This is a genomic window from uncultured Roseovarius sp., from assembly GCF_913054395.1.
Lineage (GTDB): Bacteria > Pseudomonadota > Alphaproteobacteria > Rhodobacterales > Rhodobacteraceae > Roseovarius.
On the sequence record NZ_CAJXIP010000079.1, the window covers coordinates 1 to 15,657 of the forward strand.

Annotated in this window: 15 protein-coding genes; 7 read left to right on the top strand and 8 right to left on the bottom strand. The window is 60.9% G+C overall.

Features of this window, described 5'->3' with window-relative positions:
* The 6 genes from QZ522_RS11775 to QZ522_RS11800 form a co-directional block, all read left to right on the top strand.
* On the top strand, nt 1-2,850 hold a 2,850-nt coding region (locus tag QZ522_RS11775), incomplete at its 5' end, for a monovalent cation/H+ antiporter subunit A (RefSeq protein WP_294611530.1).
* A 1-nt stretch (nt 2,851) separates the two neighbouring features.
* On the top strand, nt 2,852-3,205 hold the full coding sequence (locus tag QZ522_RS11780) for a Na+/H+ antiporter subunit C (RefSeq protein WP_294611533.1): 354 nt from the start codon (nt 2,852-2,854) through the stop codon (nt 3,203-3,205).
* The gene (locus QZ522_RS11785; RefSeq protein WP_294611538.1) at nt 3,202-4,740 is read left to right on the top strand and encodes a monovalent cation/H+ antiporter subunit D; all 1,539 of its coding nucleotides are present in this window, start codon (nt 3,202-3,204) and stop codon (nt 4,738-4,740) included. Before QZ522_RS11780 ends, QZ522_RS11785 begins: the two co-directional genes overlap by 4 nt.
* Before the next feature lie 13 nt (nt 4,741-4,753).
* Nucleotides 4,754-5,245, top strand: a complete 492-nt coding sequence (locus QZ522_RS11790; RefSeq protein WP_294611541.1) for a Na+/H+ antiporter subunit E — start codon at nt 4,754-4,756, stop codon at nt 5,243-5,245.
* Entirely contained in the window at nt 5,242-5,511 is a 270-nt protein-coding gene (locus QZ522_RS11795; protein ID WP_294611544.1) for a K+/H+ antiporter subunit F, read from the top strand. Before QZ522_RS11790 ends, QZ522_RS11795 begins: the two co-directional genes overlap by 4 nt.
* A gap of 11 nt (nt 5,512-5,522) precedes the next feature.
* Nucleotides 5,523-5,915 carry a Na+/H+ antiporter subunit G gene (locus QZ522_RS11800; RefSeq protein WP_294611549.1) on the top strand — a complete coding sequence of 131 codons (393 nt, stop codon included), beginning with the start codon at nt 5,523-5,525 and terminating at the stop codon, nt 5,913-5,915.
* Here QZ522_RS11800 and ugpC read toward each other — a convergent pair.
* The 4 genes from ugpC to ugpB are packed head-to-tail and all read right to left on the bottom strand — an operon-like array spanning nt 5,912 to nt 10,074.
* The gene (ugpC, locus tag QZ522_RS11805) at nt 5,912-6,961 is read right to left on the bottom strand and encodes a sn-glycerol-3-phosphate ABC transporter ATP-binding protein UgpC (RefSeq protein ID WP_294611552.1); all 1,050 of its coding nucleotides are present in this window, start codon (nt 6,959-6,961) and stop codon (nt 5,912-5,914) included. The two genes, QZ522_RS11800 and ugpC, sit on opposite strands and share 4 nt — an antisense overlap.
* A gap of 5 nt (nt 6,962-6,966) precedes the next feature.
* Complete coding sequence (ugpE, locus tag QZ522_RS11810; RefSeq protein WP_294611571.1) at nt 6,967-7,803, bottom strand: sn-glycerol-3-phosphate ABC transporter permease UgpE; 837 nt, start codon at nt 7,801-7,803, stop codon at nt 6,967-6,969.
* Nucleotides 7,804-7,823: 20 nt separating this feature from the next.
* Nucleotides 7,824-8,705, bottom strand: coding sequence for a sn-glycerol-3-phosphate ABC transporter permease UgpA (gene ugpA, locus QZ522_RS11815; protein WP_085828371.1), 882 nt, complete (start codon nt 8,703-8,705; stop codon nt 7,824-7,826).
* Nucleotides 8,706-8,760: 55 nt separating this feature from the next.
* Complete coding sequence (ugpB, locus tag QZ522_RS11820) at nt 8,761-10,074, bottom strand: sn-glycerol-3-phosphate ABC transporter substrate-binding protein UgpB (protein ID WP_294611561.1); 1,314 nt, start codon at nt 10,072-10,074, stop codon at nt 8,761-8,763.
* Nucleotides 10,075-10,240: 166 nt separating this feature from the next.
* Between ugpB and QZ522_RS11825 the strand changes: the two genes are divergently transcribed.
* On the top strand, nt 10,241-11,143 hold the full coding sequence (locus QZ522_RS11825; protein WP_294611563.1) for a LysR substrate-binding domain-containing protein: 903 nt from the start codon (nt 10,241-10,243) through the stop codon (nt 11,141-11,143).
* A 28-nt stretch (nt 11,144-11,171) separates the two neighbouring features.
* Here QZ522_RS11825 and bhcD read toward each other — a convergent pair whose 3' ends face one another.
* The 4 genes from bhcD to QZ522_RS11845 all read right to left on the bottom strand — a co-directional run bounded on the left by bhcD (nt 11,172) and on the right by QZ522_RS11845 (nt 15,632).
* A complete protein-coding gene (gene bhcD / locus QZ522_RS11830; RefSeq protein ID WP_294611565.1) occupies nt 11,172-12,161 on the bottom strand; it encodes an iminosuccinate reductase BhcD in 990 nt (329 codons plus the stop codon).
* Between the two features lie 82 nt (nt 12,162-12,243).
* Nucleotides 12,244-13,407, bottom strand: a complete 1,164-nt coding sequence (gene bhcC, locus QZ522_RS11835; RefSeq protein ID WP_294611566.1) for a 3-hydroxy-D-aspartate aldolase BhcC — start codon at nt 13,405-13,407, stop codon at nt 12,244-12,246.
* Nucleotides 13,408-13,417: 10 nt separating this feature from the next.
* Nucleotides 13,418-14,386: a beta-hydroxyaspartate dehydratase BhcB gene (gene bhcB, locus QZ522_RS11840; protein ID WP_294611569.1), complete on the bottom strand. Its 969-nt coding sequence runs from the start codon at nt 14,384-14,386 to the stop codon at nt 13,418-13,420.
* Between the two features lie 13 nt (nt 14,387-14,399).
* Entirely contained in the window at nt 14,400-15,632 is a 1,233-nt protein-coding gene (locus QZ522_RS11845; protein ID WP_294611573.1) for an aminotransferase class V-fold PLP-dependent enzyme, read from the bottom strand.
* Between the last annotated feature and the right edge of the window lie 25 nt (nt 15,633-15,657).

Here is a 15,657-nt window from a genome sequence, read left to right on the forward strand (position 1 = left end):
ATTGCGGCCCTGCCGTTTCTAGGAGCGGTTTTCCCCGCTCTGCTTATCCGCGCCGGGCGCAACGCCTCGGCCTCGGCTGCAGGTCTTACCACATTCCTTGCCTTTGTTGGCCTGATGCTGCACGCCCCTGCTGTGTTTCGCGGCGAGATCATCCAGGTGGGTGTCGATTGGCTGCCCGCGCTTGGCCTCAATGCAAATTTCTTTCTTGATGGGCTTGGCTTTCTTTTTGCCACCATGATCCTCGGGATTGGTTTGCTGATCATTCTTTACGCGCGTTTCTACCTATCACGCGAAGATCCAATGGGGCAGTTCTACACCTATCTCCTGCTGTTTCAGGGGGCGATGGTCGGTATCGTTTTGTCCGACAACATATTGCTTTTGCTTGTCTTCTGGGAGCTCACCTCGCTTTCCTCCTTTCTGCTAATTGGCTATTGGAAACACCTGCCAGAGGGCCGCCAAGGCGCGCGCATGGCCCTGGCAGTGACGGGATCGGGCGGGCTCGCCATGATTGGCGGCATGATGATCCTCGGCCATATCGCTGGCTCTTATGACTTGAGCGTGATTTTGCAAAACAAAGATCTGATACAGGCCTCGCCGCTGTATCTGCCGGCGCTGATCCTGATCCTCTTGGGCTGCTTTACCAAATCGGCGCAGTTTCCGTTTCATTTCTGGCTGCCGCACGCCATGGCAGCCCCAACGCCGGTCTCGGCCTATCTGCACTCGGCCACGATGGTTAAGGCGGGGCTGTTCCTGATGGCGCGGATGTGGCCGGTTCTGGCGGGCACGCCCGAGTGGTTCTATATCGTGGCCACCACCGGCCTGATCACCATGCTGATCGGTGCCAAGATCGCCCTGTTCAAGGACGATCTCAAGGCGCTTCTGGCGTTTTCAACAGTCAGTCACCTTGGTCTGATCACCATGCTGCTCGGCTTTGGCACCAAGATGGCCGCTGTCGCGGCGGTGTTTCACATCATCAACCACGCCACCTTCAAGGCCGCTCTCTTCATGTCGGCGGGTATTGTCGATCACGAGACCCACACCCGTGACATCAAGCGCCTTGGCGGCTTGCGTCACCTGATGCCGATCACCTTTGTGATCGTCGTCTTCGCGGCATTGTCGATGGCGGGCATCCCGCTTTTGAACGGGTTCCTGTCCAAGGAAATGATGCTTGAAGAAGCCGCGCACACTGTCTGGCAGGGAAATCACTGGATCGTGCCCGCGCTCGCCACTTTGGGCGCGCTGTTTTCGGTGGCCTATTCGCTGCGTTATATCGTCCATGTCTTTGGCGGGCCGGTACGCGATGATTACCCGTCCAAGCCGCATGATCCCGGCTTTGGCATGTGGGCCGCCCCTGCGTTTCTTGTGGTGCTGGTCGTCGCCATCGGCCTTGCGCCGTTTCTGGCAGAGCCCCTCGTGCGCACCAGTGCGGGTGCCGTAACTGGCGGTGCATTGCCCGAGTTTCACCTGAAAATATGGCATGGCATCACCCCTGCCCTGTTCATGTCGGCAGCGGCAGTTCTTGGCGGTGCGATCCTTCTGGCGCTGCATGCGCCATTGATGCGGCTTTGGCTGGCAACCCCGCGCCCCGAGGCCAAGACGATGTTTGACGCCGTCACCCGCGCCGCCACCCATGCAAGCCGCGCCTTCACCAACGGCGTGCACAATGGCGCGCTGACACGCAATGGCGCGACCTTTACGGTGACGGTGCTGGCCGCCGGATGGTTTGCCTGGGTCGGTGGCGAAACCCTTCCCGCAACGCGCGAAATGCTGCCGATTACCGCCCTGCCCGCGATTGGCTGGATGTTGCTGATCGTGGCCACGGTCGGGCTTGTGGCCTTCCATCGCAACCGTTTTCTGGCGCTGATGCTGATGGGGATTGTCGGGCTGATAGTTTCGCTTGGCTTTGTCTATTTCTCGGCGCCCGATCTTGCCCTGACGCAGATTTCGGTCGAGGTGGTGACAATCATCCTGCTGTTGCTGGCGCTGAACTTCATTCCCCGCACCACCCCGGTTGAAAGCAGCCCGGCGCGCCGGATGCGCGACGCGCTTATCGCCGTTGGCGGCGGGGTTGCGGTGGCCGGTCTGACCTATGCCATCCTGATCAGCGATTTCGCCTTTGAAAGCATCTCGGCCTATCACCTCGCCAATTCCTACAAGGGCGGCGGCGGCAACAATGTGGTCAACGTGATCCTTGTCGACTTCCGGGGCTTTGATACCTACGGCGAGATCATCGTGCTCGGGATTGCGGCGCTGGTGATCTTTGCGCTGACCGATACCGTGCTCAAGGGGGCTGGCGGGCGCTGGCTTGCCAATTGGGACCAGGCCAAATACCGCGAGGCGGGCGATCGTCACCCGCTTATGATGGTTGTGGCAACACGGGTCATGATGCCGATTGCGCTCATGGTTGGCGCCTATATCTTCCTGCGCGGCCATAACGAGCCGGGCGGCGGGTTCATTGCCGGGCTGATCGTGGCGATTGCCTTCCTGATGCAATATATGGCCTCGGGTTTTGCCTGGGCCGAGTCGCGCCAGCGGGTGACCTATCATGCCACCATCGGTGTCGGCGTTCTGATCGCAAGCCTGACCGGACTTGGCGCCTGGCTTGCGGGCAAGCCGTTCCTGACAAGTGCTTATGGCTATATCAAATTACCGCCGCTTGAGAAATTCGAGTGGGCCACCGCGATGGCGTTTGACACCGGCGTGTTCCTGACCGTGGTCGGTGCGGTGATGCTGGCCCTCAACAGCCTCTCAAGCATGGCACGCCGGGCAGGCGAGACCGTCAACATCTTCCCGATGGATATCAACCCGGCCCGCACGGATGCGGACGGCCAGGACGAGGGAGGCAAGTAACATGGAAATGCTACTGGCAAGTGCGATTGGCGGGCTGAGCGCGGCGGGCATCTATCTGATGCTGCGGCTGCGCAGCTTTCCGGTGATCATCGGCATTTCACTGCTCAGCTATGCAGTGAACCTGTTTTTGTTCGCCACCGGGCGGCTGGTGGTCAATGCGCCGCCTGTTCTGCGCGATGGGGTTGAAACCTATACAGATCCCCTGCCGCAGGCGCTTGTGCTGACGGCGATCGTGATCTCCTTCGGGATGACCGCCGTGATCGTGATCATGGCGCTTGGCTCTTACCTGTCGTCGCGCAGCGATACCGTCAACATCACCGCCGACACCCCCGCCGAGCAGGAGGGCGAGGCATGAACCACTGGATCATCGCGCCCGTTGTCCTGCCAGCCGTCATGGCCTCGGTCATCACGCTGACATTGCGCTTTCACCCAAGCTTGCAACGGGTCTTTTCGCTCGCAAGCTGTATCGCGCTTTTGATGATTGCGCTTGGCCTGACGGCAGTTGCCGCGACCGGCCGCATCGAGGTCTACGAGCTTGGCAATTGGCCCGCGCCCTTTGGCATCGTTCTTGTGCTCGACCGCCTGTCGGCGCTCATGGTGCTTATCACGGCGGCGCTTGCGCTGGTGGTGCTGCTTTATGCCACCGGCAGCGGCTGGGATCAGCGCGGCAATAATTTCCACGCGCTTTACCAGTTTCAGCTGATGGGGATTTTCGGCGCCTTCCTGACCGGCGACGCCTTTAACCTCTTCGTGTTTTTCGAGGTTCTGCTGATTGCCTCTTATGGCCTGATGATCCATGGCGGCGGGCGGCGGCGCCTGCGGGCGGGTGTGCAATACGTGATCTACAACCTGCTTGGCTCGACCCTGTTCCTGTTCGCGCTTGGCACGCTTTATGCGGTGACCGGCACGCTCAACATGGCCGACTTGGCCGAGCGGGCGGCGGATATCCCGGTGGGTGACAGCGGGTTGTTACGGGTCGGCGCGGTGCTGCTGCTGCTGGTATTTGCCATCAAGGCCGCGCTTTTGCCGCTGCACTTCTGGCTGCCGGAAACCTATGCCGAGGCCCCGGCCCCGGTGGCGGCGCTGTTTGCCGTCATGACCAAGGTCGGCGCCTATGCGATCCTGCGGATGTATACGCTTGTCTTTGGGCCGGAACTTGGCGCGACCGCCGATATCATTGCGCCTCTGATCCTGTTCGCGGCGCTGGTAACGCTGGCGGTGGGGATGATCGGTATCCTGGGCGCCAGGCGGCTTGGGCGGCTGGCGGCCTTTGCGGCGATTGCATCCATGGGGACGCTGTTGATTGCCATTTCCGGCTTTCGCCCAGAGACAACCGTCGCGGCAATCTATTACATGATCCATTCCACCCTTGCCGGTGCGCTGTTGTTTCTGGTGGTCGATCTGGTGCGCATGCAACGCGGCGAGGCACGCGGCGCGCTGATACCCGCCCCGCGCATGGCGCAGCAAGGGCTTGTTGCGGCCCTGTTCTTTGGTGCTGCGATTGCCAGCGCCGGGATGCCGCCGCTGTCGGGCTTTATCGGCAAACTTCTGATCCTCGATGCGGTGCGCGACATGCCGCAGGTCTGGCTTATCTGGTCGGTGATCCTGATCACCTCCCTCGTGGGCATCCTTGGCTTTGCCCAGGCCGGTAGCATCGTCTTCTGGAAAACCGTGCCCGCCGAACCGCCCACCGACGAGCCCGAGACCGACGCCGCGCCCGCCACGACACCGCGCGCCGCGGCCCTGCCGCTGGTGGCGAGCTTTATCCTGCTGGCAGGCATCACCGCCCTGTCGGTCTTTGCAGGCCCCGTGACCGGCTTTGTCGAGGCCACGGCGGATCAAATTCACACCCCGAGCGGCTATATCAATGCCGTTCTCGGCCAACGCTGAGGGAGGGCCCAAGATGCTGCGCAAGATCCTGCCCCATCCATTGCTGACCCTGACGCTGATCGTGGTCTGGCAGATGCTGGTGAACAAACTGACCCTTGGCAATCTGGTGCTGGGGGGGATTCTGGGGCTGATCATTCCGGTCATCACCTCGCCCTACTGGCCCAACCGCCCGCGCCTCACGAGTGTGCCAGGCATCGTGGCCTATGTGCTTTTGGTGATCTGGGATATCATCGTGGCCAATTTTCAGGTGGCTTATATCATCCTGTTCAAGGCCAACCCGACCATCAAGCCGGCCTGGATCAGCATCCCGCTTGAACTGCGCACCCCCGAGGCGATTACCGTGCTGGCGGGCACCATCACCATGACCCCCGGCACGATATCCAGCGACCTGTCCGCAGATGGCCGCAGCCTGTTGGTGCATTGCCTTGATGCCCCTGACCCGGATGCGGTCCGCGACGACATCAAGAACCGCTATGAACGCCGCCTGAAGGAGATTTTCGAATGATCGAATATGCCCTCCTGTTCGCCTTTACCTGTTATGGGCTGGCCTTGCTGATGAATATCTATCGCATCATCCAGTCCCCCGGCCCCGGCGACCGCATTCTGGCGCTCGACACCTTGGTGGTGAACGCCATCGCGCTTTTGGCGCTGTTTGGCATCCTCGAAGGCACGACCGTCTATTTCGAGGCTTCGATGATCATTGCCATGACCGGCTTTATCTCAACCGTGTCCTTCACGCGCTTCCTGCTGCGTGGCGACATTATCGAATAAGAGGCAGAGCGATGATCATAGAAATTCTGATTTCGGCCTGTCTGGTGATCAGTGGCGTCTTTGGGCTGGTCGGCTCTTTCGGGCTTATCAAACTGCCCGATCCGATGATGCGCCTGCATGCGCCGACCAAGGCCACCACCCTCGGCGTAGGCGGCGCGCTTGTGGCGTCGATGCTCTACATGCATTTCGTCAACGGAACCTTCTCGTTTCACGAGCTGATGATCACGCTGTTCCTGTTCCTGACCGCGCCGGTCACCGGCAACTTCCTCGCCAAGACGCACCTGCACCTGAACCGCAAGGCAAGCGACCTGCCGCCCACCGCCACCGACCGGCCCTGGGCAACCTATGAAAGCGATGAAATGCGCGAAAGAATCGAAGCGGCAGAGGACGCATCGGCAGACTAACCAATCCGCCGCCCGGTCTTTGCGTCAAAGAGATGCATGTTACCCGCCTCAATCGAGAGGCGCAGCGCCCCCTCGCCCGGTGCCACCCGATGCACGCCCGGCAGGCTTGCGGTAAAGCCCGCCCCCGAGGTCAGCCTGCCATGCAGCAAAGTATTCGCGCCCAAGGGTTCGGCGAGCAGGACCTGCATTTCGATCGGCCCTTCGGGATCCGGCGCAAGATGCTCGGGGCGCACCCCAAGCATGACAGGGCCGGTGATCCCCGATGGCGCCGGAAGGGTGATATCGGCAAAGTGAAGCATTCCGTCGCGCGCCTCGGCCTCGATGACATTCATCGAGGGGCTGCCAATGAACTGTGCCGCGAACAATGTCTCGGGGCGCTCGTAGACATCGAGCGGCGTGCCGATCTGTTCGGCCACCCCGGCATTCATCACGATCATCCGGTCGGCCATGGTCATCGCCTCGACCTGATCGTGGGTCACGTAAAGCGAGGTAATGCCAAGCTTTGACTGCAATTCCCTGATCTCAAGACGCATCTGAACGCGTAGCTTGGCATCGAGATTCGACAGCGGTTCATCAAACAGAAACACCGAGGGCGCACGCACGATGGCGCGGCCCATGGCAACGCGCTGACGCTGACCGCCCGAAAGCTGTTTCGGCTTGCGATCCAGCAGGTCGGTCAGCTGCAACAGCTTGGCGGCCTCAGCGACCTTGGCGGCGATCTCGGGTTTGGGCAACCCTGCGATCTTGAGGCCATAGCCCATGTTCTGGGCCACGCTCATATGCGGGTAGAGCGCGTAATTCTGGAACACCATGGCGATATCGCGATCCATCGGCTCGCGCTCATTGGCGCGCTGACCATTGATGCGCAATTCACCCTCACTGATCGTTTCAAGCCCGGCAACCATGCGCAAAAGCGTTGACTTGCCACAGCCCGAAGGGCCGACGATGACAATGAATTCGCCGTCCTGCACACTCAGGCTCACGCCCTTGATCACCTCGGTATTGCCAAAGCGCTTTTTGATATTGTCGAGGTCTACAGTTGCCATGTCGTCTATTTCTCGCTGTCCACAAGCCCGCGGATAAAGAGTTTCTGCATCGAGATGACCACCACCACCGGCGGCACCATTGCAAGGATCGAGGTGGCCATGATCACCGGCCAGTCGGCCACGTCATCGCCGCTCGGGAACATCTGCTTGATGCCCATCACGATAGTGTTCATCGACGGATCGGTGGTGATCAGAAGCGGCCAGAGGTATTGGTTCCAGCCATAGATGAACAGGATCACGAAGAGCGCCGCGATGTTGGTGCGGCTCATCGGCAAGAGGATATCCCAGAAAAACCGCATCGGACGCGCGCCATCGACCCGCGCCGCCTCGGCCAGCTCATCCGGCACGGTCAGAAAGAACTGACGGAACAGGAAAGTCGCCGTTGCCGAGGCGATGAGCGGAAAGATCAGGCCGGAATAGCTATTGAGCATACCAAAGCCCGCGATCACCTCGTAGGTGGGCACGATCCGCACCTCGACCGGTAGCATCAGGGTAAGGAAGATCAGCCAGAAGAAGATATTGCGCCCCGGAAAGCGGAAATAGACGATGGCAAAGGCCGACAGAAGCGAGATGACGATCTTGCCAACCGCGATGCCGATGGCCATCACCATCGAGTTGGCCAGCATGGTCAGCACCGGCACGTTCACCCCCGAGAAAAGCGCGGCGGTATAGTTCTCGATGAACCTGTCCCCCGGCCAGAGCGGCATCGGCGGCTGCACGATCTCGGGTTGGGTGACGGTCGAGGCGACAAAGGCAAGCCAGATCGGAAAGAAGATCACCAGCACCCCGGCGATCATCAGCAGATGCGTGAACCAAAGGCCCATGCCGCGCCGCTCGACCATGCCTGTGACCTCGCGCGCCATCAGTAATGCACCCGTTTCTCGACAAATTTGAACTGCACCACGGTCAACAGTCCCACAACCACCAGCAGGATCACCGATTGCGCGGCGGACGATCCGAGATCCTGACCGACAAAGCCGTCGGAAAACACCTTGTAGACAAGGATCGTCGTGGCCTGCTGCGGCCCGCCGCTGGTGATGGTATGTATCACGCCAAAGGTCTCGAAAAAGGCATAGACGACGTTGACCACCAAAAGGAAAAACGTGGTAGGCGACAGAAGCGGCAAAACAATGGTGAAGAACCGCCGCCAAAAGCGCGCGCCATCAATTGCCGCCGCCTCGATGATCGAGCGCGGCACCGCCTGAAGCGCGGCAAAGAAGAACAGGAAGTTATAGCTGATCCGCCCCCAGCTTGAGGCGACAACCACAAGGCCCATCGCCTCGCCTTCGTTCAACACGTGGTTCCAGTCATAGCCCAATTGCCCAAGATACCAGGCCACCACCCCGACACGGGTGTTGAACATGAACAGCCACAGCACCCCCGCCACCGCAGGCGCCACCGCATAGGGCCAGATCAGAAGCGTGCGATAAACCCCCGCCGACTTTACAAGCCTGTCGGCAAGCACCGCCAGAAACAGCGCGGGCACCATGGCGGTCAGCGTGACCAGCGTCGAAAAGATCGCCGTGGTGACAAAGGCGCTTCGGTAATAGGGATCGCCCAGAAGGTATTCGAAATTGCCCAGGCCAACGAAACGCGACGACAATCCGAACGGGTCTGGAATGAACAGCGATTGCCAGACCGCCTGCCCCGCCGGGTAAAAGAAAAACACCGCCGAGATGACCACCTGCGGCGCAATCAGGCAGAGCGGCAACAGCCAGCCTTTGAAGGTGACGCGTTTTTCCATGATCGGCCCCTTGGGTCAAAAGGGCCGGGACGAATCCCGGCCCGATCACAGGCGTTTAGCGGTTGGCCTGCTCGAAACGGCGCAACAGCTGATTGCCGCGCGTCGCCGCGCTGTCAAGCGCCGCCTGCGCATCCTTGTCGTCGGACCAGACCGCCTCCAGCTCTTCGTCGATGATACCGCGAATCTGATCAAACGAGCCAAGGCGAAGCCCCTTGGAATTTGCCGTCGGCTGTTTCGCCGTCATCTGGATCACCGCCACATCGGTGCCGGGGTTGGCCGCGTAAAACCCGTCGGCGCGGGTCTTTTCACCGGCCGCGATCGTGATCGGCAGATACCCGGTATCCTGATGCCACTTTGCCTGAACCTCTGTCGACGAGAGGAAATTCAGGAACGCGGCGACGGCTTTGTATTCCTCGGCCTCATGCCCTTCCATCACCCAGAGGGATGCGCCGCCGATGATGGTATTCTGCGGCGCGCCATCCACCCCGTCCCAATAAGGCAGGGGGCGCACGTCGAAATCGAACTGTGCCTCGGCCTTGATCCCGGCATAACCCGCAGAGCTTTCGGTAAAGAGCGCACATTCCCCGGCACGGAAATTGGCGCCGCCCTCGTTGCGTCGCCCGGCATAGATGAACTTGCCCTCGCCTGCCCATTCGCCCATCTGCGCGATGTGCCGCACCTGCACCGGGCCGTTCAGGGCAAGCTCGGTATCGAGACCGGCGAACCCGTTATCCTTGGTGGCAAACGGCACGTCATGATAGGCCGAGAGGTTTTCAAGGTGGATCCAGCTTTGCCAGGCGGTGGTCAGCGGGCAGTCGTGGCCTGCGTCTTTCAGCTTGTCCAGGGTCGCATCCACATTCTGCCAGGTCGACAGATCGGTATCCGGGTCGATCCCCGCCCCGGCAAGCGCGTCGCGGTTGACCCACAAAACCGGCGTGGACGAGTTGAACGGCAGCGAAAGCATCTGCCCGTCGGTCGACGTGTAATAGCCTTTGACCGAACCGATATAGGCATCAGGGTCAAAATCTGCACCTGCATCGGCCATCACCTCATGGACCGGCTTGATCGCGCCCTTGGCCGACATCATCGTGGCGGTGCCGACCTCGAAGACCATAAGGATCTGCGGCTGTTCGCCAGCCCGGAACGCGGCGATGCCCGCATTCAGGGTTTCCGAATAGTTCCCCTTGTGGGTCGCCGTCACGTGATAGTCGCTCTGGCTGCTGTTGAATGTCTCGACCTGTGCCGCGACCAATTCGCCAAGGCGGCCGGTAAAGGCATGCCAGAATTGAATGTCGGTTTGCGCCATGGCCGCCATCGGCGACAGCATCGTGGTTCCGGCGAGCAATGCGCCAAAGGCAGTCTTATGCATGTCTTCCTCCCAGGTGACATGGCAGACCGCCTTGCGCGGTCCGCCGCGATGTTAGAACAGGGCACACGCTACACGGAAACCGACATAACGCAACACCACTTTTCTTGGCCTATTTATAATATCATATTATTGTCATATACTGCGGGAACCTAGGAAAGCCTCGATCATGCCGACCCGTCTGCGTCTGCGACAGCTGGAAGCACTTGAATGTGTTGCCGAAACCGGGTCGATGACCCGCGCCGCAGACGTCCTGGGCATCTCGCAACCCGCCGTAAGCCGCCTCTTGTCCGATCTTGCGACCGAGGTCGGCTTTCAGCTTTTTGACCGTCGCGGCGGCCGTCTTATCCCGACGCAAGAGGCGCGATTTTTGCTGCCCGATATCCATCGCCTTCTGGAAATGCTCGATCATATCGGCGAGGTGAGCCGCCATTTGACCGATCGCAAGGCGGGGCATCTGCGCATCGCCTGCCTGCCGGGGTTCGCGACGAGCCATCTGCCCGAAATTCTCGCCCGGTTCCTGTCGGATCGCCCCGGCGTCACCGCCACGATAGAGCCCGACCGCCCCGAACGCATTCTGGAATGGATTGTCGGCGAGCAATATGATGTCGCGATCACCGACAATTTCGACGCTCACCCGGCGGTCACCAGCGAGACGATCTTGGTGCGCTCGGTCTGTATCATGCCCGAAGATCATCCGCTTTTGGCGCGCGAGGTGATCACCCCCGCCGATCTTGCGGACGAGCGGCTTATACACACCCGCCGCGATTCCGCATTTTACCGCGAGTTGACAGAGGCGTTCCTGTCGCAAGGCATCGAGATGAATTCGATCGTCGAGACACGACAGTTCACCGCCGCCTGCGAACTGGTTCTGCGCCGCGTCGGCCTGTCGGTGATAAGCGAGCTGGATGCGGCGGGATATGCGGGGCGTGGGCTTGCGTTCCGCCCCTTTGCGCCCGCAGTGGCACACCGCCTTGCGCTTGTGCGCCCGCTGCACAAGCACCCTTCGATGATCACGCTGGAATTCATGGAAATCTTCCGCGACAGCCTGCGCCCTTTTGAGCAGGTTTAGGGGCGGCGCACCGCCCCCGCCGCGCCCCTCAAAGGGCGACTGGCGTCACCAATCCCTGTTCGCGCGCCAGCCGTGCCGCAACCGAGGCCACCGCCAGATCCTGGAGCCCGACGCCGGTTCCGTCGAAAAGCGTGATCTCTTCGGCGCTGCGGCGGCCCGGATGGGTGCCATTGATCACCGCGCCAATCGCCGTCAGATCACGTTCGCCGACAAGGCCACTGGCGATCGCATGCTGTGCCTCGCCGATGGTGATGGATTGCGCGATCTCATCGGCAAAGACAGTGGCGGATTTGAACAGCGCCGGATCGACCTCTTGCTTGCCCTTGGTATCGGTCCCCATACAGGCGATATGCGTGCCCGGCTTGATCCAATCGGCCATGATCAGCGGCTCGAACGCACTTGTGATGGTGATGATCACATCGGCCTCTGCGCCAAGTTCCTCGGGCGTGACCGCCTCGAAGGCAAGGCCAAGCTCTTCAGCCACGGCCGCCAGACGCGGCAGCATGTCAGGGTGCGGGTTCCAGGCGACGACACGCTCGAAATCGCGCTGCTCGGCGGCGGCACGCAACTGGAACGTCGATTGATGACCGGCGCCGACCATGCCAAGTACGCGTGCGTCCTTGCGTGCCAGATGCGCAATCGACACCGCAGAAGAGGCAGCCGTGCGCAGCGCCGTCAGGTAGTTGCCGCCAACAAGCGCCGTCAAGCGCCCGGTATCGGGATCAAACAGGCAGACCGTCGATTGGTGATTGGTCAGGCCCTTGGCCATATTACCCGGCCAATAGCCCCCCGCCTTGACGCCAAGAACCATGCCGGCGCGGTCAAAGCCCGATTTGAAGCCATACAGGGCATCGGCATGGCCAATCGCCTCGCGGACCACCGGAAAGTTATAGGCATCACCGCGCGCCATCGCGCCGAACACGGCCTCGACGGCCGAAAAGGCGTCGGGGCGGCGAATGACCTGTTCGCAAATCTCTTCGCTGACAATCAACAGCCCGTCATCGGTATTGGCGCTCATCTGGTTCTTCTCCAACAGTATTCTGGTTTGATAGCGGCGGCCCACACCCGGCGGGCCGCCCTTGTTGTCCGGGGTCGGGGTCTTAATATGCCTTGCCGCGTGCCGAGACCGGCCAGAGGGTTTCAACCTTGCCATTCCGCACGCCGACATACCAATCGTGCACGTTGCAGGTCGGATCGCAGTGACCCGGCACAAGGCGCAGCTTGTCATTGACCTTGAGCACCCCCTTGGGATCGGACACCACGCCATGCTCGTCCGAGCATTTGACATATTCCACGTCATCGCGGCCATAGATGGTCGGCAGACCACTATCGACCGACTGCGCCTTGAGGCCGGCATCGACAATCGCCTTGTCGGCCTTGGCGTGGCTCATGACAGAGGTCAGGATAAACAGCGCGTTCTCCCACTCGCCCTGGTCAATCCGCTTGCCGTCCTTGTCAAGGATACGACCGTAATCGGCATCCATGAAGGCGTAAGAGCCACACTGAAGTTCGTTGAACACGCCCGAAGCCGATTCAAAGTAATAGGATCCGGTACCGCCGCCGCCGACGATATCGCTCTCGATGCCTTCTGCCTTTAGAAGATCGAGTGTATCAGACACTTGCTGAATTGCGATGTCGGTCTTGGCCTTGCGGTCATCGTATGAATCCAAGTGCTGCATCGCGCCTTGATAGGCCTGGATACCGGCATATTTCAGGCCCGGCGCGGCCTCGATCGCCTTGGCAAGCTCGACCACCGGCTGACCAAATTGCACGCCACAGCGGCCCGCCCCAACGTCGATCTCGACAAGGCATTCGATCTGTGTGCCATGCTTTTGCGCGGCGGCCGAAAGTTCGGCCACGTTGTCGATATCATCGACACAACAGATGGTGCGCGCGCCAAGTTTGGGCATGCGGGCAAGGCGGTCGATCTTTTCGGGCTGGCGCACCTGGTTGGAAACCAGCACATCCTTGATGCCGCCGCGGGCAAACACCTCTGCCTCTGACACCTTCTGACAGCAGACCCCGCAAGACCCGCCAAGGCGCTCCTGCAACAGGGCCACGTCGACCGATTTGTGCATCTTGCCATGAACCCGGTGACGCATGCCGTGGGATTTGGCGAAATCGCCCATTTTCTTGATGTTGCGCTCTAGCGCGTCGAGGTCCAGCACAAGGCAAGGCGTCTGGATATCGGCCTCGTCCATGCCCGGCAGGGCGGGCACGTCATAGCCGACTTCGAGATCGTCAAATGTCACAGGCTTGTTCATTTCAGTATCCTCACTTGATCCAGGGAAGCGTGTCGAGATCGACATTGCCACCGGTGATAATCACGCCGACGCGTTTGCCGGCAAAGGTCTCGCGGTTCTTCAGAATCGTGGCCAGCGGCACAGCACAGCTTGCCTCAATCACGATCTTCATGCGCTGCCAGGTCAGCTTCATCGCGTCGATGATTTCCTGCTCGCTCGCGGTCAGGATATCGGTCACGTTGTGCGACACGAAATGCCAGGTGTTCTCCTTGAGCGGCACCTTGAGGCCATCCGCCACCGTCACCGGCGCGTCATCCGCGATGATATGACCCGCCTTGAAGCTGCGGCAGGCGTCATCGGCCTGTTCCGGCTCTGCGGCGTAAATCTTGACGTCCGGCGCAAGGTTGCTGAGCGTCAGGCAGGTGCCCGACACCATGCCACCGCCGCCAATCGGCGCGATCACCGCATCAAGGCCCTCGGTCTGCTCAAGCAGTTCCGCCGAACAGGTCGCCTGCCCCGCGATGACCCGCAGATCGTTATAGGGATGCACGAATTCGGCACCGGTTTCGGCCTGCACACGGGCAAACACCTCTTCGCGACTCGTAGTCGAGGGCTCGCATTCGGTGATGATGCCGCCATAACCGCGAACGGCGGCCTTTTTCGCCTCGGGGGCAGTACGGGGCATGACCACGTGACAGGGAATGCCGCGACGCCCGGCGGCATAACTCAGGCTAAGCGCGTGATTGCCGGAACTATGCGTGGCGACGCCGCGCTTGGCCATCTCTTCGCTCAGGCCAAAGACCGCGTTCGAGGCCCCGCGCACCTTGAACGCCCCGGCCTTTTGAAAGTTCTCGCACTTAAAGAACAGCTCTGCCCCGGTCAGATCATTGAGATAAGACGAGGTCAGAACCGGCGTGCGGTGGATATAGGGCGCGATGCGTTCGCGCGCCGCCAGCATGTCGTCAATCGTAAGCTGGCTCGCCGTTTTGATATCAAGCATTCCGGTCTCTCCTTCAGGCGGCTTTGGCCAGGGCCGGTGCGGTGGTGGCGCGGAAATATTCCTGCGCCGCGACAACGCCACTGCCCAGCTTAACGGGATAGTTCAGATCGGCCATCGCCATCTCGATCGTGGCAAGACCCGACAGAACCATCGTGTCGGTCAGGCTTCCGAGGTGGCCGATCCGAAAGGCGCGGCCGTTCATCTCGCCCATGCCGATGCCAAAGCTGACACCATAGGTGGCAAAGACATGCTCTATCAGGGCATTGCTGTCGAAGCCTTCGGGCACGAAGACAGCGCTGACCGTATCGGAATAAAGATCCGGGCTTTGCGCCACAAGCTTGAGGCCCCAGGCATCAACCGCGCGGCGCACACCGGTCGCAAGACGATGATGGCGGGCATAAACGTTATCAAGCCCTTCCTCGAACAGCATCTTGAGACTTTCAGCCATGCCGTAGATCAGCTGCAACGGCGGCGTATAGGGATATCCGCCCGCTGCATTCGCACTCATCATGTCGCGGAAGTCAAAGAAGGTACGCGGCAGCTTGGCGGTGTCCATCGCGGCAATCGCCTTGGGACTGACCGCAAGGATCGCCATGCCGGTCGCCAGCATGAACCCCTTTTGCGAGCCAGACACGGCAACATCAACGCCCCAGTCGTCCATCCGGAACTCCATCGAGCCAAGCGAGCTGACGCAATCGACGAACATCATCGCCGGGTGGTTGGTGGCATTCATCGCACGGCGCACAGCGGCAATATCGGATTTCACGCCTGTCGCGGTCTCGTTATGGGTGACCAGAACCGCCTTGATGGCGTGATCGGTGTCGGCGCTCAGCGCCTCTTGAAACCTGTCCGCGGGCGCACCGCCGCCCCAGGGGCATTCGATGATCTGAACGTCAAGCCCGTGACGCTGGCACATGTCGATCCAGCGGTGACTGAACATGCCATAGCGTGCCACAAGAACCTTGTCGCCGGGGCTGAGCGTGTTGGAAATCGCTGCCTCCCAGCCACCGGTGCCGCTGGCGGGAAATGTGATGATGGTCCCATCGGTGGTGCCGAAGACGGTCTGCAGCTTGGGGCTGGTGGTCACGCCCTGGGCAGTGGGCACGCCCCACATGGTCTGGGAGAATTCGTCGAATTTCGAGAAGACCACGGCCAGGTTGCGCGGCCAGCTGGTATCGCCTTCGCGGGCGAAGGGCGCACCGGTGCTCGAGCCCTGCAGCACGACGGCCTTGTAGCCGTCGGGCATGGCCGCGGCGGCATTGAGGACGGTC

Coding starts and splice junctions, on each gene's coding strand:
- QZ522_RS11780 (WP_294611533.1), top strand. CDS start 2,852: ATGGAAATGCTACTGGCAAGTGCGATTGGCGGGCTGAGCGCGGCGGGC.
- QZ522_RS11785 (WP_294611538.1), top strand. CDS start 3,202: ATGAACCACTGGATCATCGCGCCCGTTGTCCTGCCAGCCGTCATGGCC.
- QZ522_RS11790 (WP_294611541.1), top strand. CDS start 4,754: ATGCTGCGCAAGATCCTGCCCCATCCATTGCTGACCCTGACGCTGATC.
- QZ522_RS11795 (WP_294611544.1), top strand. CDS start 5,242: ATGATCGAATATGCCCTCCTGTTCGCCTTTACCTGTTATGGGCTGGCC.
- QZ522_RS11800 (WP_294611549.1), top strand. CDS start 5,523: ATGATCATAGAAATTCTGATTTCGGCCTGTCTGGTGATCAGTGGCGTC.
- ugpC (WP_294611552.1), bottom strand. CDS start 6,961: ATGGCAACTGTAGACCTCGACAATATCAAAAAGCGCTTTGGCAATACC.
- ugpE (WP_294611571.1), bottom strand. CDS start 7,803: ATGGTCGAGCGGCGCGGCATGGGCCTTTGGTTCACGCATCTGCTGATG.
- ugpA (WP_085828371.1), bottom strand. CDS start 8,705: ATGGAAAAACGCGTCACCTTCAAAGGCTGGCTGTTGCCGCTCTGCCTG.
- ugpB (WP_294611561.1), bottom strand. CDS start 10,074: ATGCATAAGACTGCCTTTGGCGCATTGCTCGCCGGAACCACGATGCTG.
- QZ522_RS11825 (WP_294611563.1), top strand. CDS start 10,241: ATGCCGACCCGTCTGCGTCTGCGACAGCTGGAAGCACTTGAATGTGTT.
- bhcD (WP_294611565.1), bottom strand. CDS start 12,161: ATGAGCGCCAATACCGATGACGGGCTGTTGATTGTCAGCGAAGAGATT.
- bhcC (WP_294611566.1), bottom strand. CDS start 13,407: ATGAACAAGCCTGTGACATTTGACGATCTCGAAGTCGGCTATGACGTG.
- bhcB (WP_294611569.1), bottom strand. CDS start 14,386: ATGCTTGATATCAAAACGGCGAGCCAGCTTACGATTGACGACATGCTG.
- QZ522_RS11845 (WP_294611573.1), bottom strand. CDS start 15,632: ATGCCCGACGGCTACAAGGCCGTCGTGCTGCAGGGCTCGAGCACCGGT.